Source organism: Sphingopyxis indica, from assembly GCF_900188185.1.
Lineage (GTDB): Bacteria > Pseudomonadota > Alphaproteobacteria > Sphingomonadales > Sphingomonadaceae > Sphingopyxis > Sphingopyxis indica.
The window spans coordinates 85439-112433 of the sequence record NZ_FZPA01000009.1; the positions used below are offsets into that span (position 1 = coordinate 85439).

At 67.5% G+C, this 26995-nt stretch carries 21 protein-coding genes and 1 riboswitch; of the genes, 11 read left to right on the forward strand and 10 right to left on the reverse strand.

Annotated features, from left to right (window positions below; all coding sequences use genetic code 11):
- Positions 1-146 precede the first annotated feature (146 nt).
- On the reverse strand, positions 147-1940 hold the full coding sequence (locus CHB69_RS12885) for a glycoside hydrolase family 127 protein (protein ID WP_245836790.1): 1794 nt from the start codon (positions 1938-1940) through the stop codon (positions 147-149).
- A 476-nt stretch (positions 1941-2416) separates the two neighbouring features.
- Positions 2417-2770, reverse strand: a complete 354-nt coding sequence (locus CHB69_RS12890; RefSeq protein ID WP_089216412.1) for a UrcA family protein — start codon at positions 2768-2770, stop codon at positions 2417-2419.
- A 235-nt stretch (positions 2771-3005) separates the two neighbouring features.
- On the opposite strand from CHB69_RS12890, the gene CHB69_RS12895 reads away from it, so the two are divergent.
- Together CHB69_RS12895 and CHB69_RS12900 are read left to right on the forward strand one after the other, a co-directional pair.
- Positions 3006-5417 (forward strand): AfsR/SARP family transcriptional regulator, encoded by a 2412-nt coding sequence (locus CHB69_RS12895; RefSeq protein WP_141133986.1) that lies wholly within the window; start codon positions 3006-3008, stop codon positions 5415-5417.
- 426 nt (positions 5418-5843) lie between these two features.
- Complete coding sequence (locus CHB69_RS12900; protein WP_089216414.1) at positions 5844-6386, forward strand: hypothetical protein; 543 nt, start codon at positions 5844-5846, stop codon at positions 6384-6386.
- A 10-nt stretch (positions 6387-6396) separates the two neighbouring features.
- On the opposite strand, the gene CHB69_RS12905 is transcribed toward CHB69_RS12900, so the two are convergent.
- Complete coding sequence (locus CHB69_RS12905) at positions 6397-7212, reverse strand: hypothetical protein (protein WP_245836763.1); 816 nt, start codon at positions 7210-7212, stop codon at positions 6397-6399.
- A gap of 39 nt (positions 7213-7251) precedes the next feature.
- On the opposite strand from CHB69_RS12905, the gene CHB69_RS12910 reads away from it, so the two are divergent.
- From CHB69_RS12910 to CHB69_RS12925, 4 genes are read left to right on the forward strand one after another with little or no spacing between them, the layout of a single operon-like run.
- Positions 7252-8436: a CaiB/BaiF CoA transferase family protein gene (locus CHB69_RS12910; protein ID WP_170935553.1), complete on the forward strand. Its 1185-nt coding sequence runs from the start codon at positions 7252-7254 to the stop codon at positions 8434-8436.
- Positions 8436-9302 (forward strand): crotonase/enoyl-CoA hydratase family protein, encoded by an 867-nt coding sequence (locus CHB69_RS12915; protein ID WP_089216416.1) that lies wholly within the window; start codon positions 8436-8438, stop codon positions 9300-9302. The genes CHB69_RS12910 and CHB69_RS12915 overlap by 1 nt, the downstream gene beginning before the upstream one ends.
- Before the next feature lie 11 nt (positions 9303-9313).
- Positions 9314-10936, forward strand: a complete 1623-nt coding sequence (locus tag CHB69_RS12920; RefSeq protein ID WP_089216417.1) for an acyl-CoA dehydrogenase family protein — start codon at positions 9314-9316, stop codon at positions 10934-10936.
- Between the two features lie 8 nt (positions 10937-10944).
- Positions 10945-11691 carry a crotonase/enoyl-CoA hydratase family protein gene (locus CHB69_RS12925; protein ID WP_245836764.1) on the forward strand — a complete coding sequence of 249 codons (747 nt, stop codon included), beginning with the start codon at positions 10945-10947 and terminating at the stop codon, positions 11689-11691.
- Positions 11692-11695: 4 nt separating this feature from the next.
- Here the strand turns inward: CHB69_RS12925 and CHB69_RS12930 are convergent, their stop codons facing one another.
- Genes CHB69_RS12930 through CHB69_RS12945 form a run of 4 tightly spaced genes read right to left on the reverse strand, consistent with a single transcriptional unit; the run spans position 11696 to position 16269 of the window.
- Positions 11696-12472, reverse strand: coding sequence for an ABC transporter ATP-binding protein (locus tag CHB69_RS12930; protein WP_089216419.1), 777 nt, complete (start codon positions 12470-12472; stop codon positions 11696-11698).
- Positions 12466-13464 carry a FecCD family ABC transporter permease gene (locus tag CHB69_RS12935; RefSeq protein ID WP_089216420.1) on the reverse strand — a complete coding sequence of 333 codons (999 nt, stop codon included), beginning with the start codon at positions 13462-13464 and terminating at the stop codon, positions 12466-12468. The genes CHB69_RS12930 and CHB69_RS12935 overlap by 7 nt, the downstream gene beginning before the upstream one ends.
- Positions 13464-14321, reverse strand: a complete 858-nt coding sequence (locus CHB69_RS12940; protein ID WP_245836766.1) for an ABC transporter substrate-binding protein — start codon at positions 14319-14321, stop codon at positions 13464-13466. The genes CHB69_RS12935 and CHB69_RS12940 overlap by 1 nt, the downstream gene beginning before the upstream one ends.
- Before the next feature lie 10 nt (positions 14322-14331).
- Positions 14332-16269, reverse strand: a complete 1938-nt coding sequence (locus CHB69_RS12945) for a TonB-dependent receptor plug domain-containing protein (RefSeq protein WP_089216422.1) — start codon at positions 16267-16269, stop codon at positions 14332-14334.
- Between the two features lie 179 nt (positions 16270-16448).
- A riboswitch (cobalamin riboswitch) is annotated at positions 16449-16673 on the reverse strand.
- A 169-nt stretch (positions 16674-16842) separates the two neighbouring features.
- Between CHB69_RS12945 and kduI the strand changes: the two genes are divergently transcribed.
- The 4 genes from kduI (at position 16843) to CHB69_RS12965 (ending at position 21023) form a co-directional block, all read left to right on the forward strand.
- Entirely contained in the window at positions 16843-17679 is an 837-nt protein-coding gene (gene kduI, locus CHB69_RS12950; RefSeq protein ID WP_089216423.1) for a 5-dehydro-4-deoxy-D-glucuronate isomerase, read from the forward strand.
- Between the two features lie 94 nt (positions 17680-17773).
- Positions 17774-18526 carry a 2-dehydro-3-deoxy-D-gluconate 5-dehydrogenase KduD gene (gene kduD, locus CHB69_RS12955; RefSeq protein WP_089216424.1) on the forward strand — a complete coding sequence of 251 codons (753 nt, stop codon included), beginning with the start codon at positions 17774-17776 and terminating at the stop codon, positions 18524-18526.
- Positions 18527-18577: 51 nt separating this feature from the next.
- A complete protein-coding gene (locus CHB69_RS12960; protein ID WP_089216425.1) occupies positions 18578-19591 on the forward strand; it encodes a sugar kinase in 1014 nt (337 codons plus the stop codon).
- Complete coding sequence (locus CHB69_RS12965) at positions 19578-21023, forward strand: carboxylesterase/lipase family protein (RefSeq protein ID WP_089216426.1); 1446 nt, start codon at positions 19578-19580, stop codon at positions 21021-21023. The genes CHB69_RS12960 and CHB69_RS12965 overlap by 14 nt, the downstream gene beginning before the upstream one ends.
- 150 nt (positions 21024-21173) lie before the next feature.
- Here the strand turns inward: CHB69_RS12965 and CHB69_RS12970 are convergent, their stop codons facing one another.
- The 3 genes from CHB69_RS12970 to CHB69_RS12980 are packed head-to-tail and all read right to left on the reverse strand — an operon-like array spanning position 21174 to position 23934.
- A complete protein-coding gene (locus CHB69_RS12970; protein ID WP_089216427.1) occupies positions 21174-22148 on the reverse strand; it encodes an alpha/beta hydrolase in 975 nt (324 codons plus the stop codon).
- Positions 22145-22558, reverse strand: coding sequence for a cupin domain-containing protein (locus CHB69_RS12975; protein ID WP_089216428.1), 414 nt, complete (start codon positions 22556-22558; stop codon positions 22145-22147). Before CHB69_RS12975 ends, CHB69_RS12970 begins: the two co-directional genes overlap by 4 nt.
- Complete coding sequence (locus CHB69_RS12980; protein ID WP_089216488.1) at positions 22555-23934, reverse strand: pectate lyase family protein; 1380 nt, start codon at positions 23932-23934, stop codon at positions 22555-22557. Before CHB69_RS12980 ends, CHB69_RS12975 begins: the two co-directional genes overlap by 4 nt.
- A 255-nt stretch (positions 23935-24189) precedes the next feature.
- Between CHB69_RS12980 and CHB69_RS12985 the strand changes: the two genes are divergently transcribed.
- The gene (locus CHB69_RS12985; RefSeq protein WP_089216489.1) at positions 24190-26982 is read left to right on the forward strand and encodes a TonB-dependent receptor; all 2793 of its coding nucleotides are present in this window, start codon (positions 24190-24192) and stop codon (positions 26980-26982) included.
- Positions 26983-26995: the final 13 nt, after the last annotated feature.

A 26995-nucleotide genomic window follows, 5' to 3' on the forward strand; every position in this document is an offset into this window, starting at 1 on the left:
AGAATTTGCAGAGCGTTCCGGTGTCGATCACCTTCCGGCACGCTGATCAATATTCCCAGGTCGCGGATTTTGGGCGCCGAACTCGAACTGATGCTGGCGGGTCCTGGTGGGGAACGGAGAGCCCGCCGGCTGTTGCGGCTCGCGATTCAGGCGATGCCGGGCTTGACCTTCCAATAGGTCGCATAGCGTTCGTGCGCGATGCGGTGATAGGGTATCAGGCGCACCGGCGTCCCGTCCTCGGCCGCCATGCTGAACTCCAGCGGAGCGCTGCCCGGTGTCAACTGCGCCGCGAGCGTTTCGGGATCGCCGGCGATCGCCGGCACCGCCACCTCTCCTCCGTTATATTCGCCATATTTGCGCTCGTTGACGACGATGTCGCCGCCGGGTTCCAGCCCCTGCCGGCCGAGCGCGCCGGCGAGCACGATCGGTCCGTAGGTGAAGGCGACGATGTCGGGCGCGGCCGGCGCGCTTGCGACGGCCGCCTCCATTTCGAGATGCAGTTCGACGCGGTCGTCATCCTGCCACCGCCGCGCGACTTCGATATAGCGGCCGGGCACCAAAGACCGGGCCACCTCCCGCCCGTTCACGAGGACAATGGCCGTCCGGCTCCAGCGCGGATGGCGCAGCTGGAGCGCGATCTCGGCCGGCGCGCGCAGCGTCCATTGCAGGCTGGTCGCCGGCACGTCGGGGAAGCTGGTGCGCTGGACCAGCTGCGCTCCCTTCTCCTTCCATACCACCGCCGAGGGGATGAAGAGGTTCACATAGAGCGACCGGTCGTCGTGGAAGTAGATGGAATCCCGATATTTGACGTGGTTTTCCATCCCCGTGCCGGTGCAGCACCAGAAGCTGTCCTCCGGCGTGTGATACAGCTTCATATAGCCCGGCCGAGCGCCCTGAAAATAGGTGGCCATCCCGCTATCCGGGTCCTGCGAGGCGAGGATGCCGTTGTAGAGCGTGCGCTCATAATAGTCGGCGTAGTCGGCCTGCGGGTCCTGCATGAACAACAGCCGCGCCAGCTTGAGCATATTATATTGGCAGCAGGTTTCGGACCCCTTGGCCGAGAAGACATGCCGGTCGAAATCGGCCATCGCAAAGAAATGCTCGTTGTCGCCAAACCCGCCGGTGGCGAACGAGCGGGTATGCGCCACGGTGCGGAAAAAGAAGGCCGCAGCCTGCGTATAGCGTTCGTCGCCGGTCTCTTCATAGACGCGCTGAAACCCGACGATCTTGGGCACCTGCGTGTTGGCGTGCAGCCCGTCGAGCAGGTCGCGCCCTTTCACCAGTGGTTCCATCACCGCCTTGTGGGAAAAACGCCCGGCGAGCGTGCGATACTCTTCCTTGCCGGTCATCGCATAGAGATCGGCATAGATTTCGTTCATTCCGCCATGTTCGGTCGCCAGCATCGCTTCGAACTGCGCATCGGTCAAAGCCTTGGTTGCCACGACGCCCCAGTCGGCGAGGCGTATCAGCACTTCGCGCGAGGCGGCGCTGTCGGCGAGCTGCGCGGCGTCGCGCAGCCCCGCATAGAGCTTGTGCAGCGTGTACCAGGGAACGCCGGTGATCCCGTCCCCCCTGATATGCGCCGCCACCAGCGCCGGTCCGTCGGGAAAGGCACAGACCAGCCCCGAACCCGAAGCCTTCTGGCACGCGGCCAACTCCCCGGCGATATAGTCGATCCGCTGCTTGAAGCGCGCGTCCTTGGTGGAACGATAGGCAAATGCGCAGGCGGAGAGATAGTGGCCCAGTGTATGGCCGTGGCAGTTGATGTCCGCCCAGGTCGGCTCCGATTCCCAGCCGCCATAGACCGGCGCTTTCGGCTGCAATCCGGCATTGACGCGGAAATTATGCAGCATCCGGTCGGGCTCAAGCCGCAGCAGATAGGCTTCGGTCATGCGCTGGGCGTGCAGAAACGGGCCCTCGGCCAATGTTACGTCCGCCATATCGAAAGGCCTGAGGCGCGCTGGCTTCGCTTCGGCCGCCGCGGGTCCGACGACCGCCGCATCCGCACGCAGCGGGCCGAGGCCGATCGTCACAGCGGCGATGCCGACGCTCGCAAGGAGATCCCGTCGCGACGGCCGGGTACAAGGAAGAATGTGGGGCAAGGAATCTTCCTTCGCCATGAGGGAGCCAATTCGATCAGCCCCGATGGTAGCTATATACTCCTACAATTTGCAAGCCCCTTGCTGATGTGATTTGGAAGATGGCCTGTCCGCCTTCCGCTCCAGACGCTCGATCCGATGCCTGCCGGGGCCGGCGAAAACCGCTATCCGATACTGGAAAAGCCGACCGGCCCCGAATGAGGCTGGCGCCGACCACGCAGACGGCGAGCAGAGCAAATCGCCGGAACCGTTCGCGAACGGTTCCGGCGTTGCTCCCGCAAGGGACATAGGGAGCAAATTTGCGGCTGTCGCGGCGTTCAGGGCCGGGCGACGGTAATGGTCTGCGCTGCGAGTTGCTGACCGGACTGGCGCGCGGCCATGATTTCGCGCCCCGCTTGCCGGCCCTGTTCGAGCGCGGTGTCGAAGCAGCGCGATTCCGCGGTCATGGTGCGGAGCGACTCCTTGTCCAGACGCACATCGCACACCTGACGGGCGGCGGCCCGCAAGCGGCTGTCGAGACGGGCCATCCCGCTTTCCGAGCTCAGGTTCAGATCGCTATAGTGGACGAGGACGGTTTGGCCTTCGCCTCTCGCTGCGGTGGCGATGATGGGCTGGGCGGCCGCCGGCGTGGCGGCGAGCGACAGGACGGTCAGGCAAATAAGGCGATTCATGGGCTTCCTCCTTTTCAAAGACCGCGCCGCCCGCAGTCGTCGCGCGGCGGTGGACGAGAAGGACTATGCGGCAGGGCCATGGCGGCGGCCGTGAAAGCAGCGTCAAAACTATATTAAAAGTTCGTCAGTCGGCGATGTCGGGCAATTTTTCGTTCATTTCGCGTGAAATCGGTGGTATTCCGTTTGTCGAAAGCAATATCTGGGCGCGCCGATCCCCGTTGGAGGAGGCACGCCCGTGCATGCGATTCGCGCTATCGGCGCGCAGAGTGATGCGGCCCCGACACCGACATTCCGGTTGCTCGGGGACTTTACCGTCGATCCCCCCGCCTTCGTTCCGCACGGCCGCAAGGCCAGGGCGCTGCTCGCGCGTCTGGCGCTGGCGGACGGTCCGCTTACACGGGACCGGCTGAGCACGCTGTTCTGGAGCCGCCGCGCCGAGACCCAGGCGCACGCCAGCCTGCGCCAGTGCCTGATGGAATTGAAGGCGTGGACGCGCGCCTCGCCTCCGCTCATCCACGCCGATCGCGACACTGTGAGGATAGACCGGGCGCAAGTCGCCGATGACATGTCGTTTCTTCTGGCGGCTTGCGCCGCGGACGACACCGAAAAGGCGCTTCGCTGGTTGCCGGGCGAGGGCGCCGCCCTGCTGGCCGACCTCGGCGGCATCGACGAGGTCTGGGACGACTGGCTGGCCGCCGAACGTGCGCGCCGGCATGAGGGGATCGTCCGCGAGGTGCTGGCGATGGCCGATCGGCTGTTCGACGCCGGCGCAATCGACCAGACGCTGGCGGTGGCCGAGCGAATGACGCGCTTCGATCCGTGTAGCGAACATGCGGCGCGGCTGGTGATGCGCGCACGGTGGCAGGCGGGCGACGACGATGGGGTGCGCCACGCCTGGCAACGGATCGAGGACGCGGTAGCACGCGGGCTCGACGGCAAGCCGTCTCCTGAAACCAGGACGCTCTACAAGAATCTGACGGCGAGCCGCCCGCCACGTCCCGCGCCCTTGGTTCCTGCCTCCATTGTGCCCTTGCGCTCCCGCAATCAGCAGACCGCGCGGCCGGCTGGAAGGCCGTTTGCCGGAAGGGTGGGGGTGCTCGCCGCCGGGATTGTCGCCTTGTCGCTTGTGGGAGCGGATGCGCCGCGAGGCGCGCCGCGCGCCGCGGCATTTGCCGCGCCGGTCGTGCGGATCGAACCGGTCGTCCCGCGCGGTGGAGATGCGCTGGAACAACAGTTCGCCGACGCGCTGGCGGCGGATTTCGTCCGGCTAGCCACTGCGTCGGGCGGGGTGGTGCGGGTGTTGGACGGCCGGACGCGGGACGATGGCGAGGATTTCATCGTTCGCGTCGCGATTGATCGCGAAGGAAACGCGCTGAGCAGCGAATCGCGCGTCGTCGATGCGGTCGGCGGATCGCTATTGTGGTCGAACCGGCTGTACGAGACGACGGGCAATCTGACGCTCCTTCGCGAACGGACGGCGGTGTCGGTTGCCAACATGGTCGATTGCGGACTGTCGATGAACGGCCGCGATCGCGCGCTCGCTACCAATGCCGACCGCCGCGTCCTGGTGTTCGCGATTTGCGATGCCAATCGACGCCGGGAAATCGCCCGCATGACCAGCCTGCTTGAAGAGATGACGCGGCGTTGGCCGGGTGACGCGTCGGCATGGGCGTGGCTGGCCCTCGCGCGCGCCATGTCTATCGACGGGAGTGACAGGCCGGCCGAACGGGAACGGCGGCGACAGGTGGCAATTCGCGACGTCCATCACGCCCTTACCCTCGATCCTGCCAATGTGCTGGCGCTCGTCGCCTGGTCGTGGACCGGCAGGGGCGAGCTGTTTGCGGTCGAGGGGTTGCCGAAGATCGACCGCGCGCTGGCGATCGACCCCGATTTTCCGCCGGCGCTGATGGCGAACGCGCTCGGACTGTTCCAGGCCGGCTTTGTCGGTGCCAGCGTCGATCCGGCGATACGGGCGGCAGAGGCCGATCCAACCTCGATCGCCAAGGCATTTGGGGTGGTGCGGCGATTGGCGGCGGCCGGGCGGCTGAAGGACGCCTCGGATCGTTTCGCTGAAGTGGAGCGCTTGTGGCCGGGACACCCCGATCTTGCCGAACATCGCCGCCGGCTGGCCGAAGAATATGGCCGGACAGCCGCGGCCGCGCTTTATCGGGCAGCGAAGCCCGACGAGCGGCGGACTTTCGAGCTGCTCCTGCTGCACCAGATCGCCGACCCGGCCGCCGACCGTAGCGCGCTGGACGCGGCCGCCGAAGAGGAGTTCGCGCGCCATCCCCCCGTTGCCTACTACCTCGCGGCGCATTATAGCCGGACGGGCGACATGGCGAAGGCTCTGGCCTGGCTTAATCGCGCGCCGGTGCGCGATACGGCGGGGCAGTGGTCGTTGCTCTATTGGCCGTCGGTGGCGCCGCTACGCCGCGATCCCCGCTTTTTCGTCAAGATGGCGCAGATCGGCCTGGTCGATTATTGGCGCCGCACCAACCGCTGGCCCGATTTCTGCCGCGAACCGGGGCTGCGCTATGACTGCAGGCAGGAGGCTGCGCGGCTCGTCGCGCTCGGGCGCGCCCTCGGCGACGGGATCGCCTTGAACCGGCGAAGACAGTCGCAAGGCCCGCGGCGCGCTCCATCCTAGGTCGTAAACTCATAAATGGCGCCATCGAGGTTTGAAGCAAAATGGCCCAGTGCGAGGAGAGAAGGCGAAGACATATGTCGATATTTCAAGACTTCTCGACGAAGCAATGGGCCATTTTGGTCAAATCCCTTCGGGACGCCCAAATGGCTTCCATCTCGGGGCGCAAGCCGCTTGGAAAGGCAACCAGCCTTCCCGGCGCGTCTTTCGCCCCGAGCTGTTCGCCATTTGGGCGCCTCGACGGCGCCATTTATGAGTTTACGACCTAGGGCACACGCCCCGCATTTCCCACCAGCGCCTTCCGATGGCTCTTTTCTCCCGCGGAATCTGTCCGCCGCGTCCCGGGCACGGCGGACCCGATCGGGACTCCTGCGTCCTGCCCGATCGTCCTACGCCTTTGGGGTCGTTCAGCAGGAAGGAGACGGGACCATGGGCGCGCTATCGATGCCGGAGGGAAGCGACGCCGCGCCTCGTCCCGCTGCGCCGCACGAAGATGGCCGGCCGCCGGCCGCCGGCCTCGCGTTGAACCTGCAATATTGCCGCGCTGGCCTGTTGTCGCTCACCCGGCTGCAACTGGCGCTCGAGCGCGGCGACCGGGTGCAGGCGATGGCCGCCATCGACCATCTGCACGCGCTCGATCTGGAAATGGAGCGCGCGGTCGAGGCGCTGGCTCTGCCCGCGCCTGTGGCATGGCCGGAGGCGATCGGCGGACATCTCAAGGAAGAGAAGATGGCGATCGCTTTTGAAAAGCTCGCGCTGGCGAGCGGGATCAGCGGGCCCAAGCTGACCGCCCGGTCATCGGCGGCGCCGGGTGTCGACGCGCCGCCGCGCGACAGCCCGCCCGCCGGCCTCGGCGAATGGCCGCCGCCCGAATCGCGAATGGCGCGCCTGTTGCGCCGTCATGTGCCGCGCATCCTGCTTCTCGCCGCGATCGTCGCCGCGACCCTCGCGGCCGTGACGCTGGCGCTATAGGTCGCCCGCGCTACCCGCGCAGATAATCGCGCCACACGGTTTTGCCGATCCGGTCGTAACCGGTCATCGCCGCGATCAGGCGGGCGAGCGAGCCGGTCGCGCACAGCGCCTCGGGCAACAGCGGGTCGCGCATGATGCTGCGGATCGCCTGGCGCCTGAGCGTCAGCGTCTCGGCTGCCGCGGCCTCGATCGGCATCGTGTCGATCCGCCCGGCGCTGCGTTCGAGCATCGTACCGAGTTGTTCGTGCGCTGCGGACAGGCCGGCGCCGTCCCACAGCCGCCGGAACCGGTCTTCGCGGTCGCGGTCCAGTCCGCCCGCTTCGACGACGAGCAGGGATCGTGCCGCGTCGAGCAGCGCGAGGCGGTCGCGCAGCCCGGGGGCGCCGCCGTCGAGATTGTTGGGGCGGACCCACAGATTGACCTCGGCTTCGGCGAATCCTTCGAGCTCGAGCGCGCGGAGCGTGCGGCGCCACGCGGTGCGGTCGGCGCGTTCCTGCGGCCCCGCGAACGCCAGCAGCCAGCGGCCGTCCCATTCGCGGCGGCTGTCGAGCCGCGTTCGCCATCCGAGAATGCGCGCCTTGAGCGGCTCGGCGCGTGCGCCGATCGTGTAGCGCCCGCGCGCGAGCGTGCGCACGCGCCCTTCGGCCTTGAGCCGCGTGAGCGCGGTGCGGATTCCGGGCGCTTCGATCCCGAAGGCGGCGCCGGCGCGGACAAGCTCGGCGGCGGAGAAGGAGGGCGGATCGCCGGTGTCGAGCAGGTCGAGGATCAGCATCCGCGCGCTCATCGGCGCATCGGCGGATTTTGCTATATTGCGTATTTCGTCCATATCAGACAATATATGCAATAAATTTTCATGGAGAGGAAGATGCTGCCGCTAAAAGGCATCACGGTGATCGATCTCACCAGCGTCGTCGCCGGTCCGCTCGCGACGCAGATCATGGCGCAGCAGGGCGCGCGCGTGTGGAAGGTCGAGCCGCCCGAGGGCGACCGCGCCCGGCTGCTCGGCGCGGTCGCGGCGCCGGGGTTCAGTTCGGCGCATGTCGCGCTCAATGCCGGCAAGCAGTCGGTCGCGATCGACCTCGCGCGCGCGGAGGGGCAGGCGCTGCTCCGCCGCCTCGTGCCGCACGCCGACCTGCTCATCCACAATTTCCGCCCGGGGGTGATGGGGCGGCTGGGACTCGGCACCGACGCGCTCCACGCGCTTCGCGCAGACCTCGTGATCGCGCGGATCAGCGGTTTCGGGCAGGAGGGGCCGATGGCGGGTGCGCGCGCCTATGATCCAATCGTGCAGGCCGAATCGGGCATGGTGAGCTGGGGCGAAGACGGCCCCGTGCTCGCGCCGCAATGGATCTGCGACAAGACCGCAGGGCTTTATGCGGCGCAGGCGGCGACCGCCGCGCTCGTTGCGCGCGAGCGCAGCGGAAAGGGGGCGGTGATCGACATCTCGATGCTCGAGGCGGCGGTCGCCTATGGCTGGATCGACCTCCACGGCGATCAGGCCTTTCCCGATAGCCCGTCGCGGATGCCGAACATCGCCGCCGTCTATCGCCCCTGGGCGACCGCCGACGGCTGGGTGGTCGTCGTGATGCTGTCGCAGGCCGAGTTCAAAGGCTGGGCGCGCGCGATCGACGCGCCCGAGCTGCTCGCCGACCCGCGCTTTGCGGATATGACCGCGCGCTTTTTGAACTGGGACGACCTGCGCGCGATTTCGGCGCCGCGCATCGCCGCGCTGACGACCGAAAAAGCGGTGGCGCGGCTGGTCGCCGAGGGCGTGCCGTGCGGGGTCGCCAACCGCTCGGGCGCGCTGCCCGGCCATGCGCAGCTCGTTCATGACGATTTCGTCGCGCTGACCGATCATCCGCAGGCGGGGACGGTGCGCCGCACCCGTGCGGTCGCGCGCTTCGACGGCGCAAGGCCGGGACTCGACGCCCATGCGCCGCGCGTCGGCGAACACAGCCGCGCCGTCCTCGGCGACGCCGGGCTCGACCCCGACGAGATCGCTGCTGCCTTTCAAACCGGCGCCGTCCATGCGCCGCAGGAGACCGACTGATGCCCTTCGAAACGCTGTCCTATGCCACCGAAAACCGCGTCGCGACGATCACGCTCGACCGCCCCGGGCATTTCAACGCGATCGCGCACGGGATGCCGCGCGAAATCCGCGCCGCGGTCGAGAAGGCGGAGGCCGATCCCGATGTCCATGTCATCGTCGTGCGTGGCGCGGGGCCGGGCTTTTGCGGCGGATACGACCTCAAACATTATGCCGAGCGCAAGGGCGAGATCAGCGGGTCGCAGGACATGCCGTGGGACCCGACGCTCGATTTCCAGATGATGTGGCGCAACACGCAGGATTTCATGGCGCTGTGGCGCGCGACCAAGCCGACGATCGCGCGCGTTCACGGTGCCGCCGTCGCGGGCGGGTCGGACATCGCGCTGTGCTGCGATTTCCTGATCATGGCCGAGGATGCGCGCATCGGCTATCCTCCCGCGCGCGTCTGGGGCGTGCCGACTCCGGCGATGTGGGTCTATCGGCTGGGGCCGCAGATGGCGAAGCGGATGATGATGACCGGCGATCTGATCGACGGGCGCGAGGCGGAGCGTATCGGCCTTGCGCTCGAAGCGGTGCCCGAGGCCGAACTCGACGATGCGGTCGAGCGGCTCGCCGGGCGGCTGCGCGGGGTGCCGAGGAACCAGCTGATGATGACCAAGACCGTGGTCAATCAGGCCTATGACAATATGGGCCTCAACAATACGCAGATGTTCGCGACCTTGTTCGACGGCGTTTCGCGCCATTCGCCCGAGGGCATCTGGTTCCGCGAACGCGCGCAGGAGGTCGGTTTCAAACAGGCGGTCGCGGAGCGTGACAGCGGCGATCCGATCGCGAGCCAAGTGTCGAAGCGCCTGCCCGCCGACGATTGAGGAGAGAGAATATGACCGCGATCCAGCCGATCGACCGCCTCGACACGCACGAGGTGTTCAACCAGCCGCCGCCGTTCGAAAATGTGAATCTGTTCACCGGCGACCGCGCGCTCGTCGATGCGGTGACGCACGCGGGCGCGGGCGAGCATGGCGCGCGGCTGACCGCGCTCGGGCAGCGCTGCGGCTCGGCCGAGGTGATCGAATGGGGCGTCGAGGCGAACCGGCAGGTGCCGGTGCTCGAAACCTTCGACCGCTATGGCCACCGCGTCGACGAGGTGCGCTTTCACCCCGCCTATCACGAACTGATGCGGCTGGGGCTCGACAGCGGCTTCGCGGCGTCGGCGTGGGACGGCAGCGCGCACGGCCATGCCCTCCACGCCGCGATCCTCTTCCTTACCGGGCAGGCCGACTCGGGCACGAGCTGTCCGATGACGATGACCTATGCCGCGGTGCCCGCGCTGCGCGCCGAGGCGGCGGTCGCTGACGTCTGGGTGCCGCGCATCGCGAGCGGCCGCTACGACCCCGCTTTCCGCCCAGCGGCGGAAAAGGCCGGCGTCACCATCGGCATGGCGATGACCGAGAAACAGGGCGGCAGCGACGTGCGCGCCAACACCACCCGCGCGGTGCCGGCGGGCGAGGAGGGCTGGTACAGCCTGACCGGGCATAAATGGTTCTGTTCGGCGCCGATGTGCGATGCGTTCCTGACGCTCGCCTATGCCGAGGGCGGCCTCACCTGTTTCCTCGTGCCGCGCTGGCTCCCCGACGGGACGCGCAACGCGGGGTTCCGCGTGATGCGTTTGAAGGACAAGATGGGCGACCGCTCGAACGCCTCATCGGAAATCGAATATCATGGCGCGCTCGCGCAGCGGCTGGGGCCGGAGGGGCGCGGGGTCGCGACGATCATCCAGATGGTCCAGCACACGCGGCTCGATTGCGTGATCGGATCGGCGCAGCAGATGCGCGGCGCGCTCGCGCAGGCGCTATGGCATACGGCGCATCGCTCGGCGTTCCAGAAGCGGCTGGTCGACCAGCCGGCGATGGCGGCGGTCCTCGCCGACCTGGCGGTCGAAAGCGAGGCGGCGACCGCGCTCGGCTTCCGGCTCGCGCAGGCGTTCGACGAAGGCGAGCCGCTCGCGCGGCTGCTCACCCCGGTCGCCAAATATTGGGTGTGCAAGCGCGCGCCGGGCCTCGTCTACGAGGCGATGGAGGCGCATGGCGGGGCGGGCTATGTCGAGGCGGGGCCGATGCCGCGGCTGTTCCGCCAGTCGCCGCTCAATGCGATCTGGGAAGGGTCGGGCAATGTCATCGCGCTCGACGTGCTGCGCGCGATCGCGCGCGAGCCCGAGGGGGTGGAGGCTTTGCAGGCCTTCCTCGCCGCGCAACGCGGCCGCGACGCGGCCTATGACGCGTGGATCGAGGGTATCGACCCGGCACAGGTGCAGGAAAACACCGCACGGCTGTTCGTCGAGCGCGTCGCGCTGGCGGCGCAGGCGGCGGTGCTGCTCGCGCAGGACAATCCGCTCGCCGAAGCCTTCTGCCGTCTGCGGCTCGCCCCACGCGGCAGCGCCTATGGCGCCTTCGACGCGGCGGTCGATACGCGCGCGATCATCGACCGCGCGATGCCCGCGGCATGAGCGTCCGGGTGACCGATGACGGTGCGATCCGCACCGTCGCCATCGACCGTCCCGAATGCCGCAATGCCGTCGATCCGGCGACCGCCGATGCCTTGCGGCAGGCCTTCGCCGATTTCGAGGCCGACGACAGCGCCGCGGTCGCGGTGCTCACCGGCGCGGGGGGCCATTTCTGCGCCGGTTTCGACCTCAAGGCCGTCGGATCGGGCGAGGACCGCTACGAACCCGAAGGCGTCGGGCCGATGGGGCCGACGCGGATGCTGCTGTCGAAACCGGTGATCGCCGCGGTCGAGGGCTATGCGGTCGCGGGCGGGCTCGAACTCGCGCTGTGGTGCGACCTGCGCGTCGCCTCGCGCAGCGCGATCTTCGGCGTCTTCTGCCGCCGCTGGGGGGTGCCGCTGATCGACGGCGGCACTGTCCGCCTGCCGCGCATCGTCGGACAGGGCCGCGCGCTCGACATGATATTGACCGGGCGGCCGGTCGATGCCGCCGAGGCGATGGCGATCGGGCTCGCGAGCCGCCTCGCGCCCGAAGGCGGTGCGCTCGCGGCGGCGCAGGCGCTCGCCGCCGAAATCGCGCGCTTCCCCGCGCTCTGCATGAAGACCGATCGCATCTCGGCCTATCGCCAGTGGGATTTCGACCTCGCCGAAGCGCTGCGCTTCGAGGGTCGCGAGGGCGCGAAGCCGCTCAAAGCCGAAGCGTCGGCGGGTGCGGGCCGCTTTGCCGAAGGCGCCGGGCGCGGCGGACGGTTCGAATAGGCCGTCAATCGGGGGCTCGGCCCAGGATCGTGACGGCGGGCCAGACGCCGCCGGTCTCGACGCTTGCCTCGACGCCATAGACGGTGCGCAACAGCGCCGGGGTCAGCACCGCGGCGGGCGGCCCGTCGGCGGCGATGCGGCCCGCATCGACGACGAGCAGCCGGTCGCAATAGCGCGCCGCCATCGTCAAATCGTGGAGCACCGCGATCACCAGTGCGCCCGCCGAGGCTTCGGCGTGCAGCAGCTCCATCACGTCGATCTGGTGCCCGGGGTCGAGGCTGGCAAGCGGCTCGTCGGCGATCAGCGCGGGCGCCTCGACCGCCAGCGCGCGCGCCAGCAGTGCGCGGGCGCGTTCGCCGCCCGATAGTTCGGTGGCGTCGCGATGGCGCAGATCGAGGACGTCGGCGCGCGCCATTGCCCGTTCGATCGCGTGCCGGTCGGTGGCCGCGACGTGCGACATCGGCGCAAGGTGCGGCAGCCGCCCCAGCTCGACCAGCCGCTCGACGGTGAGTGGCCAGTGCAGCGACTGCCCCTGCGGCAGATAGGCGATGCGCTTCGCGAGTTCGCGGCGGGGCAGGGCGGCGGGCGCCACGCCGTCGATCTCGATCCGGCCCTCTGTCGGAACGAGCGCGAGCATCGCGCGCGCGAGCGTCGACTTGCCCGCGCCGTTCGGCCCGACGATGCCGATCAGTGAGCCGGGGGCGAATTGCGCGTCGATTCCGCTGAGGACGCGGCGCCGGCCGAGCGTCACGCCGACATCCGAAAGGGTCAGCATCACCATAGCCGGCGCTCGCGCATCAGGTGGATCAGAAACACCGGCACGCCCAGAAAGGCGGTGACGACGCCCAGCTTGAGCTCGTTGGTCGATGCGATGGTGCGCACGCCGATGTCGGCGAATGTGAGCAGCGCGGCGCCGCCAAGCGCCGAAGGGAGGAGGATCGCCGAGGGGCTGCGGTCGGTGAAGGGGCGGACGAGATGCGGGACGATCAGTCCGACGAAGCCGATCGCGCCCGACACCGCGACCGCGCCGCCGACCCCGATCGCGGTGCCGAGCAGCAGGCGCAGCCGCGTGCGCCGCAGATCGACGCCGAGCGCCTGCGCGCCGTCCTCGCCGAGCGTCAGCGCGTCGAGGTCGCGCCCGCCCCACAGCAGCAGGCCGCCGCCGACGGCGATGCAGGGGAGGGCGATCCACAGATGCGCGAAGGACCGGTTTTCGAGGCTTCCGAGCAGCCAGGTCATGATCTCCATCGCTGCGAAGGGATTGGGCGCGAGGTTGAGCGCCAGGCTGATCCCCGCCCCCGCGAGCGTCGCGATGGCGATCCCGGCGAGGATGAGCGTCAGCGGGCTTTCCGAGCGTCCGGCGAGCAGGAACAGCAGGGTGAGGGCAATGATCGTGCTGCCGATCGAAAGCAGCGGCAGCATCAGCGGGTGGAGTGCCGCAAGCCCGAAATAGAGCGCCGCGACCGCGCCGAGCGCCGCGGCGTTCGAGGCGCCGAGCACCGACGGTTCGGCGAGCGGGTTGCGCAAATAGCCCTGCAGTGCGGCGCCCGACAGCCCGAGCATCGCGCCGACGCCAAGCGCGAGCAGGGTGCGCGGCAAGCGCAGCTCGAACAGGATGATGTGCGCGACGCGGTCGCCGTTCCCCAGCGTCGCGGCGAGCAGCCGCCCTGCCGAAAGCTCGACCGGGCCGAGGCGCAGCGATGCGATCGCGGCCGCGAGCATCAGCGCCATGAGCGCGGCGAGCAGAACCGATCGAGGCGGCGCGGCGCGCATCAATGCCGCGCTCCGTCGATGCGCGCGATCTGCGCCGCGATACTCCGCGCCGCCTCGACATAGGCGGGGCCGCCGCACACGGTCGACGCCTGCGCGACACCGATGCGCGGGATGCCGGCGAGCGCGGGATGGTGCAGCATTTCGCTGCCCTGGTCGTCAATCCGGTCGGTCGCGCGCTTGACGATCAGGAAATCGGGCTGCGCCGCGACCATTTCCTCGAGGCTGACCTGCGACAAGGGCGGCTTGCCGAGCTTCGTCGCCAGATTGACGAGGCCAAGCCGCCGCATCATCGCATCGACCAGCGTTCCCGCGCCGGTCATATAACCGCGCCGCTGATAATAGGCCGCGACGCGCCCGCGCCCGGGGCGGGGCAGGGCGGCGAGGTCGCTTTCCATCTGCGCGACGAGCGCTTCGCCGCGCGCAGGGTGGCCGACCGCCGCCGCCGTCTGGCGGATCGTCGCGTAAATCTGCGCGGGACCGTTCGCGATGGCGACATCGAGCAGCCGGTGATTTTCATGCGGCAGCGCGGCGAGCGCCGGGCTGCCGGTCGCCGGCATACCGACGATCAGATCGGGGTCGATCGCCAATATCGGCTCGGCCGAATTGCGCAGGATCGGCAGGCCGCGCGCGCGCGCGGCTTCGGCCGACATGCCGGGATCGGCCGCGTTGATCGTCAGGCCCGCGATCTGGCGCCGATCGGCAAGCGCGAGGACGAGCTGGTCGGTGCAAAGGTTGATCGACACGATGCGCTGCGGCTTGGCGGGCGCCGTTGCCGGCTGTCCCGCCCCCGTCGCCGCCCACAACGCGCCCGCACCGCAAAGCAGCGGCAGGGCGAGAAGGAGCGGGCGCCTGTTCACCGCGCGGCCATCAAAAATTGACCCGCACGCCGCCATAGGCGGCGCGGCCGGCGCCGCGATAGGAGAAGATTTCCTCATAGTCGGTGTCGAGCAGATTCTCGACGCGCCCGAACAGTGCGACGCGCGGCGACAGGCGATAATCGGCGCCGAGATTGACGAGCACATAATCGCGCAGCGCCACCGTCACCGGAACATAGCTCGGATCAATATAGGCCGTGTCCGTCATCGCCCCGTTGTAGCGTAGCGTCAGCGTTCCCGAGAAGCGCTGGTCGGCGCTGAAGATCGTCGTGTTGAGGCTGCCCATATGACGCGGGCGCCGCACTTCGCGCACGCCATTTTCCTCCGACTTCAGCCAGGTGTAGGCGAGATCGAAGCGGATATCAGGGATGGGTCGCGCGCTGGCAAAGGCCTCTATGCCGTGCTGCTTGCTGTCGGTCGTGCGATTGGCGGGGGTCGCGACATAGTCGGGCGCCGGATAGTCGGTGAAGATCTCGTCGGTCAGCTTCGCGTCGAAATATGTCGCGCCGATCGTCGCCCAGTCGTCCGTGCCGAAACTCTGCTCGATGCCGGCTTCCCACCCCTTCGATTTTTCGGGCTTCAGGTCCGGATTGCCGATGTAGCGCCCGTCCGAATAGCCATAGAGTTCGAAATAGCCCGGATTCTTCACTCCGGTGCCATAGGCGGCGCGCAGCCGCGTCCCGGTGGGCAGGCGATAGCTGCCCTGCACGCGCCAGGTCGTCGCATCGTCGAAGCGGTCATTGTCGTCGTAACGCACCGACGCGCCGAGCGAGAGGTCGCCCGCGAGCAATTCATATTGGCCGACGAAGCCGACATTGTCGGTGTGGCGCTTGCCCTGAAAGGCGAAGGCCGAGGGCGTGATATTCTGGAAATTCTCGCGCTCGACATCGACCGCGCCGGTCAGGCGGTGCGTCATCGCTTCGGTGCCGAGGCTCAGGCTCGAGGTGAAGCTGCCCTTGTAGCGCTGCCCCTTGTCGCCATAGTCGAGCCCTGCGGGCGTGAAACTCTTGCGCGTCGTATCGGCGAACTGCCCCGACAACGTGCTCACCCAGCGTCCGTCGAGGGCACTGAACTGGGCCGAGAGCAAGCCGTAGAAGGCCTCGTTGCGCGAATGAACGCCGGGGCTGTCGATGATGAAGCCGAAGGCGGGGCTCGCCGGATCATTGTCGGTCTGATTGGTTTCGGCGTCGGTATAGCTGTAGCGCAGAACGCCGCTGAGCTTGAATGCATCGCTGGGCGTCCAGTTCAGCTTGGCGGTAGCGCCGACGCTGTCCGAACCGACGTCGCGCGCGCCACCGCGGGCGGTCGCATAGCCCTGCGTGCCATAATAGCTCGCCGACAGCGCATAGTCGAAGTCGCCCGACGCGCCGGCGGCGCGCGCGCCGCCGCTGATCGTGCCGAAGCTGCCGCCCTCGATCCGCGCCGCATAGCCCGGCGCTTCACGGCCCGACAGGGTGATATAGTTTATCACCCCGCCGATCGCGTCGGAGCCGTAGAGCGAGCTCTGCTGCCCGCGCAGCACCTCGATCCGCGCGGCGGGATCGGCGATCAGCGTGCCGAAATCATATTCGCCCTGATAAGGATCGGACACTTCGATCCCGTCGATCAGCACGAGCACATGATTGCTCTCGCTGCCGCGGATGCGGATCTGGGTCAGCCCGCCGACTCCGCCCGAGCGGTTCACCGCGACGCCCGGGACGTCGCGCAGCACGTCGGAAACGATCCGCGTCTGGCGGGCTTCGAGCGCTTCGGCGTCGAGCACCGTCACCGACGCGCCGAGCTGGTTCGCGGGCACGCCCTCGCCCGAGCGCGAGGCGGTGACGACGATCTGGTCGCCCGGCAAGGTGTCCGGCGACGTGTCGGGCGTCTGGGCAAGGGCAGGGGTCGCGGCGATCAGCGCGACGAAGGAAACAAGCGAATGTCTGAACATAAAAGGCTCCGCACGCCGGCAACGAAGGCTGGAGCCTGCCGATGCGCGCGGGGCGATCGACCGGTGCGGTGAAGCAAGGCTGGCGTCGTCGCCCGCATCCCCCGCGCCGAGGCGGCTCCGGCCGCCTGGTCGTCGCTCGACGGAAACCTCCGTGCCCCGGCCATTCCCTGGACCCGAGCATTGAGCGACCCACGCCGGCAGGTCTCCTGGCTCGCGGGTCGTCGCTCGATGCACGCCTTCCCGGGATATTCATCCCAGTGGCTGTTCCGGCGGGGCCGGAACGGTGCATCGCGCTCTCCGCTTACAGTTGCAGGGACAGCCGCGGATTCGATCGCCCGTTGCCGGTCGAACTCACCGCGTTCCCTTTTAAGCCCCTTGCGGGGCACCGGCGCGATCTTGCGGGGGCCAAACCCCCGCGCCGCCGCCCATAGCGAAATGGCGGTCCGGTGCAATCGGCTTTTGCGTCCGACCGCTACCGCAGTCCCGGCAGCCGCCTGTCGCCCTTCGATGATTGACACCGGTTACCATGCTCTGTATCGAGGCAGCTTATTCCAATCGAAAAGCGAGGATGCCATGTTCGCCAAGACCTATCACGCCACCCATCCCGACATGATGGACTGCGTCGACAACGACGATCTGCGCGACCGCTATCTCGTTTCGGGCATGTTCGTGGATGGCAGGATCACCCTCAACTATTCGCACAACGAACGCTTCGTCATCGGCGGCGCGGTGCCGAAGGGCGGAGCGCTCAAGCTCCCCGAGCAGAGCGAGCCCGCATCAGCGGCGGGGCATCCTTTTCTCGAGCGGCGCGAGATGGCGGCGGTGAACATCGGCGGCCCCGGGGCGATCAGCGTCGACGGCCGGCGCTTCGAGATGAAGAACAAGGAATGTCTCTACATTCCGATGGGGTCGAAAGATGTCGCGTTCGAAGGCGATGGCGCGCGCTTCTATCTGGCGTCGCTGCCCGCGCACAAGGTCTGCCCGATCAAGCATATCACGCTCGATCAGGCGAACCCGCTCGCGCGCGGCGACCTCGCCAATTCGAACCAGCGCACCATCTATCAGCTCGTTATTCCCGGCGTCTGCGAAAGCGCGCAGCTGCTGCTCGGGCTCACCGTGCTCGAAGAGGGAAGCGTCTGGAACACGATGCCGCCGCACCTCCACGACCGGCGCAGCGAAATCTATCTCTATTTCGACCTGCCCGAAGAAAGCGACCGCGTCTTTCACTATATGGGCGAACCCGATTCGATGCGGCATATCGTGATTGCGAACGAGGAAGCGGTGATCAGCCCGCCCTGGTCGATCCACATGGGATCGGGGACCAAGAAATATGCCTTCATCTGGGCGATGGGCGGCGAGAATCTCGATTATACCGACATGAACGTCCTCGACATCTGCCAGCTGAAATAACCTTCCCTCGTCACCCCGGACTTGATCCGGGGTCCAGGCGGCGCCGAAGACATGGATGCCGGATCAAGTCCGGCATGACGAGGGAGTGGAGAGGATGCAATTGTTCGACCTCACAGGAAAAGTCGCGCTGGTCACCGGCGCCAACACCGGCATCGGGCAGGGAATCGCGCTCGCGCTTGCCGAGGCGGGCGCCGACATCGCCGCAGCGGGACGCTCGCCCGCGACCGAGACGGTCGACAAGGTGCGCGCGCTCGGGCGCAAGGCCGAAAATTTCGCCGCCGACCTGTCGAGCGTTGCCGCGGTCCAGCCGCTCGTCGATGCGGTGCTCGGCCGCTTCGGGCGCATCGACATCCTGGTCAACAACGCCGGTATCATCCGCCGCGCCGATGCGGTCGACTTCACCGAGGAAGATTGGGACGCGGTGATCGACACCAATTTGAAGACGCTCTTCTTCCTCTGTCAGGCGGTCGGGCGGCACATGATCGAGCGCGGGTCGGGCAAGATCATCAATATCGCGTCGATGCTGACCTTTCAGGGCGGCATTCGCGTGCCCAGCTATACCGCGTCGAAATCGGGGGTCGGCGGGCTCACCAAGCTGCTCGCGAATGAGTGGGCGGCGAAGGGGGTGCAGGTCAACGCGATCGCGCCCGGCTATATCGCGACGAACAACACCGCCGCGCTGCAGGCCGACGAGACGCGCAACCGGCAGATCATGGAACGCATCCCGGCGGGGCGCTGGGGCGATCCCGCCGACATCGGCGGCGCTGCGGTCTTTCTGGCCTCGCAGGCGTCGGACTATGTGCAGGGGCATATTCTCGCCGTCGACGGCGGCTGGCTGGCGCGTTAGCATCGAAACAGTGGAAAAGAAGCTTGCGGTCGCGGGCGAACGGAGGCGGGGATGGCACAAGGCAGGCTGGTCTTTTTCGGCGAACTGCTGATCCGGTTGACCGCGCCGGGCAATGAATTGCTGATGCAGTCGCCATCGCTCAAGCTGCACGTCGGCGGCGCCGAGGCCAATGTCGCGGTCGGGCTCGCGCATCTGGGGCACGACTGCGCGATGGTGAGCAAGGTTCCGGACAATGCGCTGGGTCGCGGCGCAGTGGCGGCGGTGCGCGGCGCGGGCGTCGACTGCGCCGCCGTCACGACCGGGCCGGGGCGCATGGGGCTGTATTTCCTCAGCGTCGGCGCCGGACTGCGCGCGTCGGAGATCGTCTATGACCGCGCGGGATCGAGCTTCGCGGCGACAGGCCCCGGCGACTATGACTTCGACTCCCTGCTCGCCGGTGCGCGGCTGTTGCATCTTTCGGGAATCACCCCGGCGCTCGGGCTGCGCTCGGCCGAAGCGGCGCTCGCCGCGGCCCGTGCGGCAAAGCGGCTTGGCGTCCCAGTCAGTTTCGACGGCAATTACCGGGCGATGCTGTGGGAGGCATGGGACAGCGACCCGCGCGCCGTGCTGTCCGGGCTGATCGGCCTCGCCGACATCCTGTTCGGCAACCACCGCGACCTGTCGCTTGTGCTTGGACAGACGTTCAGCGGCGACGGCGAAGACCGGCGCCGTGAGGCCGCCGAAGCCGGCTTCGCGGCCTTTCCCCAGCTCCAGCTGATCGCATCGACGGCGCGCCATGTGCTCACCGCCGACCATCATCGCATAGCGGCGCGGGTCGATCTGCGCGAGCGCGGTCACCAGACCGGCGAGGTCGACGTCACCGGCATCATCGATCGGATCGGCGCGGGCGACGCCTTTGCCGCGGGGGTGCTCCACGCGCATCTCGCGGGCGGCGACGCGCGCGCGATGGCCGAAACGGGCCTCGCGCTCACCTGCCTCAAACATTCGCTGCCGGGCGATGCGAGCCGCTTTACCCGGGCCGACATCGACGCCTTTCACGGCGGCGGGCTCGATGTCCGGCGCTGACGCGATCGGCCGCCGCACCGTCCTCGCCGGCGGTCTCGCGCTCGCCGCAGCCCCTTTGTGGGCGCAGGACGCCGAGCGGCCGGTGAAGGCGTGGAAGGGCATACGCTACGCCACCGCCACCCGCTTTCAGGCGCCGGCGATGGCGGCGGGCGACGCGATGCCGAGTCCCGGCGGCCGCTTCGGCCCCGTCTGTCCGCAGCGCGGCGACCGCTACCGGCCGCAGTCGGAGGATTGTCTCTATCTGAACATATGGGCGCCCGCCGAGGCCGCAGAACCGCGCCCGGTGATGGTCTATATCCACGGCGGCGCCTATTCGGCGGGCAGCGTCACCGATCCGGTCAACGACGGTGCGTATCTTGCCGCGCGCGGCGATGTCGTCGTGGTCACGGTGAACCACCGGCTCAACGCGCTCGGCTACCTCTATCTCGCACGCCTCGATCCGCGCTTTCCGGACAGCGGCAACGCCGGGCAGCTCGACCTGATCGCCGCCTTGCAATGGATCCAGCAGCATATCGCGGCCTTCGGCGGTGATCCCGGCAATGTCACCGTCTTCGGCCAGTCGGGCGGCGGCGCGAAGATCGCGACCTTGATGGCGATGCCGGAGGCAAAGGGGCTGTTCCACAAGGCGATCACGATGAGCGGCCAACAGGTTACCGCCTCGGGGCCGCTCCACGCGACCGCGCGCGCCGAAGCCTTCCTTGCGAAACTCGGCGAGGGCGTCGATCCCGCAAGCGCGCCCGTCGAAGCCCTGATCGCCGCGCTGTCCGCCCCCGATCCCTACCTCGGCGGCGGTGTCTATATGGGACCGGTGCTCGACATGGTGCATCTGACGCGGCACCCCTTCTGGCCCGATGCCGCGCCGCAGTCGCTCGGCATCCCGATGATGCTCGGCAACACGGTGATGGAGACGCGCGCCTTCTACGCCCCCGATGGCAAGGCGCTCGCGGGGCTCGATTTCGGCAATCTGGCGGCGCGGATCGCGCCCGAGATGCGGATCGACATCCATCCCGAATGGGTCGTCGCCGAGTTCCGCGCGCGCTATCCCGACGCCCCGCCGCTCGAGCTGTTCCACCGCATCGTCACCGCCGCGCGCAGCTGGCGCGGGCAGGTCGAGGAGGCCGAGGCACGCGCCCGCGCCGGCGCGCCCGCCTTCGTCTATCAGCTCGATTTCGAACAGGCGAAGCACACCGACGACATCGGCCTCAGCTTCGGCACGATGCCCGACCCTACCCCGGCGCAGCGCGCGATGAGCGACACCGTGATGGACGCCTATGTCCGCTTCGCGCGCACCGGCGATCCGGGCTGGCCCGCCTATACGCTGGAGCGGCGCGAAACGATGGTCTTCGACACGCAAAGCCGCGTGGCGAGCGACCCGCGCCGCTGGGAGCGCGAGCTGTTCGCGCGGGTGCCCTATATCCAGCCGGGGACGTAGAGCCTGATCATCTTTTATTGAAGCATGTGCTCCCGCGAAGGCGGGAGCCCATCTCCTGCCGGTGCCATCTCGAACCGGCCGGAGATGGGTCCCCGCCTCCGCGGGGACACACGAACCTTTGCAAGCGTTTCACTTAAGGTCGATCAGACTCTAAACCACCCCGTGACTGCCCAGCCAGTTCCACAGCAGCTCGGGCCAGATCGCGACCGGCAGGCCCGCCGCCTTCATCAACCCGAACCCATGTTCGCCGCGCTCGAAGAAATGGCTTTCGCACGGGTTGCCGATCGCACGCGCCGCCGCGCGCAGCCGGACGCTGTTCGCGACCGGCACGACGCTGTCGTCTTCGGCATGGAGCAGCCAGAGCGGCGGCATGTCCCGGCGCACCCGCCGTTCGGGCGAATGCAGCGCTTCGGCCGCGGCGCTCGGTTCGGGGCCGAGCAGATTGCCGCGGCTTCCGGGGTGAGCGATCGCGGCGTCCATCGACACCACCGGATAGATGCCGGCAAGCGCATCGGGACGCGCCGAAAGCGTATCGGCGGCGTCGACGGGGGCGTAAACCTGCGCATCGAACCGCGTGAGCAGGCTCGTCGCGACATGGCCGCCCGCTGAAAAGCCACCGAAAGCGACGCGCTCCGGGTCGATGCCATCGACCGCCGCCCGGCTGCGTACCAGCCGCATCGCGCGCTGCGCGTCGGCGAGCGGCACGTCGGCGCGGTCCGCCCAGCCGTCGCCGGGCAAGCGATAGAAGAGGACATAGGCGGTGACCCCGCGCGCCGCCAGCCAGCGCGCAAGCTCATAGCCCTCCTTGTCGATCACCACATAGCGATAGCCGCCGCCGGGGGCGAGGACGACCGCCGCGCCATTAGGTTTTGCCGGCCGGAAGATGTCGAGCCGCGGCCGGGTGATATGCTCGAGCATCCGGTCGCTCGCCTGTGCATCGTTGCTGCGCTGGACGACGCGCTCGACGAGGCCCGGCGGGACGGCGAGATGACCCTCGGGCCACAGCGCGATGCTCGCGTCCGGCGCCACATCGGCGAGGCGGGTCGGCACTGCCGCCTGCGCCGCGCGCCCGGCGAAGGGAAGCGCCAACCCCGCGGCGAGCAGGTGGCGGCGGTCCAGCGTCATGGCTGCTCCTCCTGCGGCGGGTTGGGATAGGCGATGATCAGCACCAGCGGCTCGCTTCCCGTCTGTCGAATACCGACCTTCGCGCCCGTATAGAGCCACGCCGCCATGCCGGGCGTCAGCGCCTTTTCCTCGCCGTCCGAATGGACGATGCCGGTGCCCGAGACGACATAATAGATTTCGTCGTGCGCGATGGGATGCACACCGATCTCCGCCCCGACGTGCAGCGCGCGCTTGCGAAACTCGAAGCTGCGCGGCGCGGGGACGCTGTCGCTGATCCGCCACGCGGTCGATAGGCCGATCGCGCCGTGCGGCGGCGGCTCTTCGCGCACCGTGTCGGCCTCGTCGATCACCACCATCGGCGGCGCGGCCCCGGCGCCCGCGAGCAGCAGTGCGGCGACGAGCGCGCTCATTTCACGCCCCCGCGCGAATCGCGGTCGCGCGCCGACAGATGCTCCTGCGGCATCGGTGCAGTCTGGCCGGGATAGCGGCCCGATCTGGGTTCCATCGTTGCCAGATCCCACTCGCTCTCGACGAAGGGCGCGCGCACCGGAGCCTCGACCTTCGGATAGGCGCTGACCTGCTTTTCGTCGTCGATGATGTCGCCGCGTCCCTCGGCGATGAAGAAGAGGATGCGGATTTCCTCGGCGTCGCGCGCCCAGGGGCGGGCGCCGGCGGTTGCGAGCACCGAGGTTTCGACGTCGCGCGACGGCAGGATCTTGATGCCGTCGAGCGGCGCGAGCGGCGCCTTCGCGCGGATCAGTTCGGCACGCGTTTCGCCATAGCGCCCGAATTCGGGCAGCGCGTTGCCGTGCCGGTCGACCGCGATATTGTCCTTGCCATAATATTGAAGGTCGCCATCGCCGCCGAGCATCAGGAAGGGCAGCCCCTCGTCGGTGTCGTTGCCGCCGCGAAAGACATTGCCGACCGCGGTGATCTGCCCCGTGACATAGGGATGGCCGACCCATTCGAGGTTCATCAGATTATAATGGACCGCGCGGTGCTGCGGGTCATAAATTAGATTGTTGACCAGCGCTGCCTGCGCGCCGCCCTTCACGAGCGGGCTGCGCTCGACATTATGCGCCCAGATGTTGCGGTAGAAGAGGATGCCGGTCGTATTGTCGTGGACGAGCGAGCCCTTGCTATGCTCGCCCTTCGGATGGCTCGCGTCGGCGAGTCCCTCGGCGGCGAGATTGTTCGAGAAAGTGATGTCGTGGCTCGTGTTCCGGCGCCATTCGGTCACATCCTTGCCCGCGAAGCGCGGCCCCGACGCCGACATATTCTCGTCGATCGCCCACAAAAAAGTGCAATGGTCGACGATCACGTCATGCGCTGCGACGGTCGAGAAAGCGTCGGCTTCCCAGCCGCTGCGCTTCGGCTGGCCGTCGACCCCGGTATAGACGCGCAGGTGGCGCATCACGACATCGTGCGTCTTCACGTCGATGCCGGTGCGGATCAGCGTGATGCCCGGTCCCGGCGCCGTCTGGCCGGCGATCGTCAGATAAGGCTCGGTGATCGTCAGCGTGGTGCGGCCCATGTCGATGACCCCGCCGACTTCGAACACGATAATGCGCGGACCTTTCGCCTCGATCGCCGCCTTCAACGAGCCCGGACCGTGGGGAGCGAGCGTCGTCACGCGGATGATCCTGCCCCCGCGTCCGCCCGGAGTCGTCGCTGCCGATCCGACCGCGCCGGGGAAGGCGAGTAGCTCGGGCGCGGCCGCCGCGGCGGGAGTCGCGGGCAGCGAAGCCGCGAGAATCAGGGCAGAAATCCATAGCATTTTGGGCATGTTCACTCTCCTTGCGAAAGGGGTCTTGACATAGAGGCCGCAATCCTTCAATCACTTTTGACACCGGTTACCAAAACCGGCCGAGACAAGAATTGGGGGAGAGGGCGCCCCGGACCGTCGCTGAACCGACGGCCTTCCTCGCGAACTCTCTGACATTTTGGACGAGCCCCATGGCTCATATCGGTTCGTCCAGCAAAGTAACCGGTGTCATTCCTTGCCAGGAGCGGGGAAGCGCTGCGAAAAGGGAGGATGATTATGGCTATTTCACACGCATGGGGCGTTCGCGCCGGGATCAGGCTGGCGTGCGGCGCGTCGCTCGTCGCGATGGCGGCGGCGCCGGCTTATGCGCAAGCGGTCGATGAAGGCGCGGTGAGCGCTGACGAGATCGTTGTTACCGGCTTCCGCGCCTCGCTCGACAAGGCGCTCGACCAGAAGCGCGATTCGATCGGCGCAGTCGACGTGATCGTTGCCGAGGACATCGCCAAATTCCCCGATCAGAACCTCGCCGAATCGCTGCAGCGCATCCCCGGCATCTCGATCCAGCGCGACGCCGGCGAAGGCCGCGCGATCACCGTCCGCGGTCTTGGCGCGCAGTTCACCCGCGTTCGCCTGAACGGCATGGAAACGCTCGCCACCTCGACCGACGGCGCATCGGCGAACCGCGACCGCGCATTCGACTTCAACGTCTTTGCCTCCGAACTCTTCACCTCGCTCGTCGTCCACAAGACCGCGTCGGCGTCGCTCGACGAAGGCTCGCTCGGCGCCGTCGTCGATCTCAACACCGGCAATCCGCTGGGCGGCAAGGAAGGGCTCACCGCCGTCGCGTCGGTGCAGGGTCGCTATAATGATCTGACCAAGGACGTCGATCCGCGGCTTGCCGGGCTCGTCGCCTGGACCAATGCCGACAAGACATTCGGCGTGTCGGCCTCGGTCGCCTGGTCCGAATATACGACCGACGAGCTTGGCAACAACAGCGTGCGCTGGGCGCAGGCGCCGTTCCGCAGCGTCGATGGCGTGACCTGTCTGGACGGGTCGGATTTCGTCGATGACCCGTCCGACGAATGCATTGCGGTCGCCGAAGCCTTCCACCCGCGCATCCCGCGCTATGGTCTGGTCCGCCACGATCGCGAAAGGCTCGGCGCGACCGCTTCGATTCAGTTCGAACCGACCGAGAACACCAAAATCTCGATCGACGGCCTTTATTCGCAGTTCAAGGAAACGCGCGACGAATATTGGGGCGAAGTGCTGTTGCGCAGCAACGAATCCGGCGTCGATGTGTCGAACTATACGATCGACGGCGACAATAATCTGATCTCGGCCGATCTCGACAATGCCTATGTCCGTACCGAGCGCTATTCGCGCCAGAGCGAAACCAAATTCTATCAGGTTTCGGCGCGGCTCGAACAGCGGCTGATCGATACTTTCAAGCTCGGCCTGCTCGGCGGCTTTTCGAAGTCGAAGGCCGATATTCCGGTCGAAACGACGCTGGCCTTCGACGACACCGACGCGACCGGCTATCATTACGACTATTCGGACATGAAATCGCCGCTCCTTAGCTTCGGCGCGGGAATCGACGATCCGACGGCGTTCGAATTTGCCGAATTCCGCGACCGTCCGTCGAGCCTGACCAACAAGTTCAAGACGGTGTCGGGCGATTTCGACTGGGATGTCGCCGACGGCTTCAACCTGCTCGGCGGCGGCTTCTTCCGCCAGTTCGACTTCGATACCGTCGGCTATCGCCGCGACAGCACCTATTGCGCGGCGTTCGAGTGCGCGCCGGGAACCAACGGTCTGCCGGTGACCTCGGACATCGCCGACATCTTCGAACTCGGCAAGGCGGGCCAGCCGTCGGGCAACACCAATGCCTGGGTCGTGCCCGACCTCGACGCGGGAACCGCGCTGATCGACCTCTACAACCGCCCTGCGGTGCTTCAGGAAGGCGAGCAGCGCGCGGTCACCGAAAAGACCTATGGCGGCTGGTTGATGACCGAGATCGAAACCGAGCTGTTCGGTATGCGCGTGACCGGCAACGCCGGCATCCGCTTCGCCAGGACCGACCAGAGTTCGTCGGGGTTCAACAGCGGGTCGTTCGTGACCGTCGATCGCAGCTATGAAGACTGGCTGCCGTCGTTCAACCTGAACCTGCATCCGACCGACAATATTATCCTGCGCGGCGCCATTGCGAAGGTGATGACCCGTCCGACGCTAGGCAGCCTGACGCCCGGCGGGTCGGTCGACCAGTTCAACTTCCGCATCAGTTCGGGCAATCCCTTCCTCGATCCCTATCGCGCGACGACCTACGACCTTGCGGCCGAATGGTATTTCGCGCCGGGAGCGATCGCGTCGGTCGCGCTGTTCGCAAAGGATATCGTCAGCTTCCCGATCTCGACCTCGCTCCAGGGCACCTATGCCGACAGCGGTCTGCCGCTGTCGCTGCTGACACCCGGCACCCCCGCCTATGATGCCGTGGTGCTCGGCGAGGACCCCGACCGCGAGTTTGAGTTCCGCACCACCGGCAACGGCCCCGGCGCGAGCCTGAAGGGCATCGAACTGGCGCTGCAACTGCCCTTCTCGGTCTTTTCGGACTCGCTGCGCCATTTCGGCGTGCTCGGCAATGCGACCTTCGTCGACAGCGACGTCGATTACAGCATCCGCGGACCGCTGGTCTACGATCCCGACGAGAATGATCTGGTGGCGCAGCCGAACGGCGATTATGTCCAGCCGCTGCTCGGCGTCGCCAAGCGCGCGTGGAATGCGACCGTCTATTATGACGACGGCAAATTCTCGGTCCGTGCTTCGGCGGCATGGCGCGCCGGCTATAACGACAGCACCAGCGGCAACAGCAATGTGTTCGAAGGCTATGGCAGCTCGTTCAACGTCGATGCGTCGATCCGCTATGCGCTGACCGACAATATCGAACTGTCGATCGAGGGCACGAACCTGACCGACGATTATCGCTATCGCTTCACCGACCTCGAGGCGAACCGCAATTACGAGAACAACCATTATGGCCGCACCTTCCTGTTCGGGGCGCGGTTCAAAATCTGATCTCCCTGGGGCA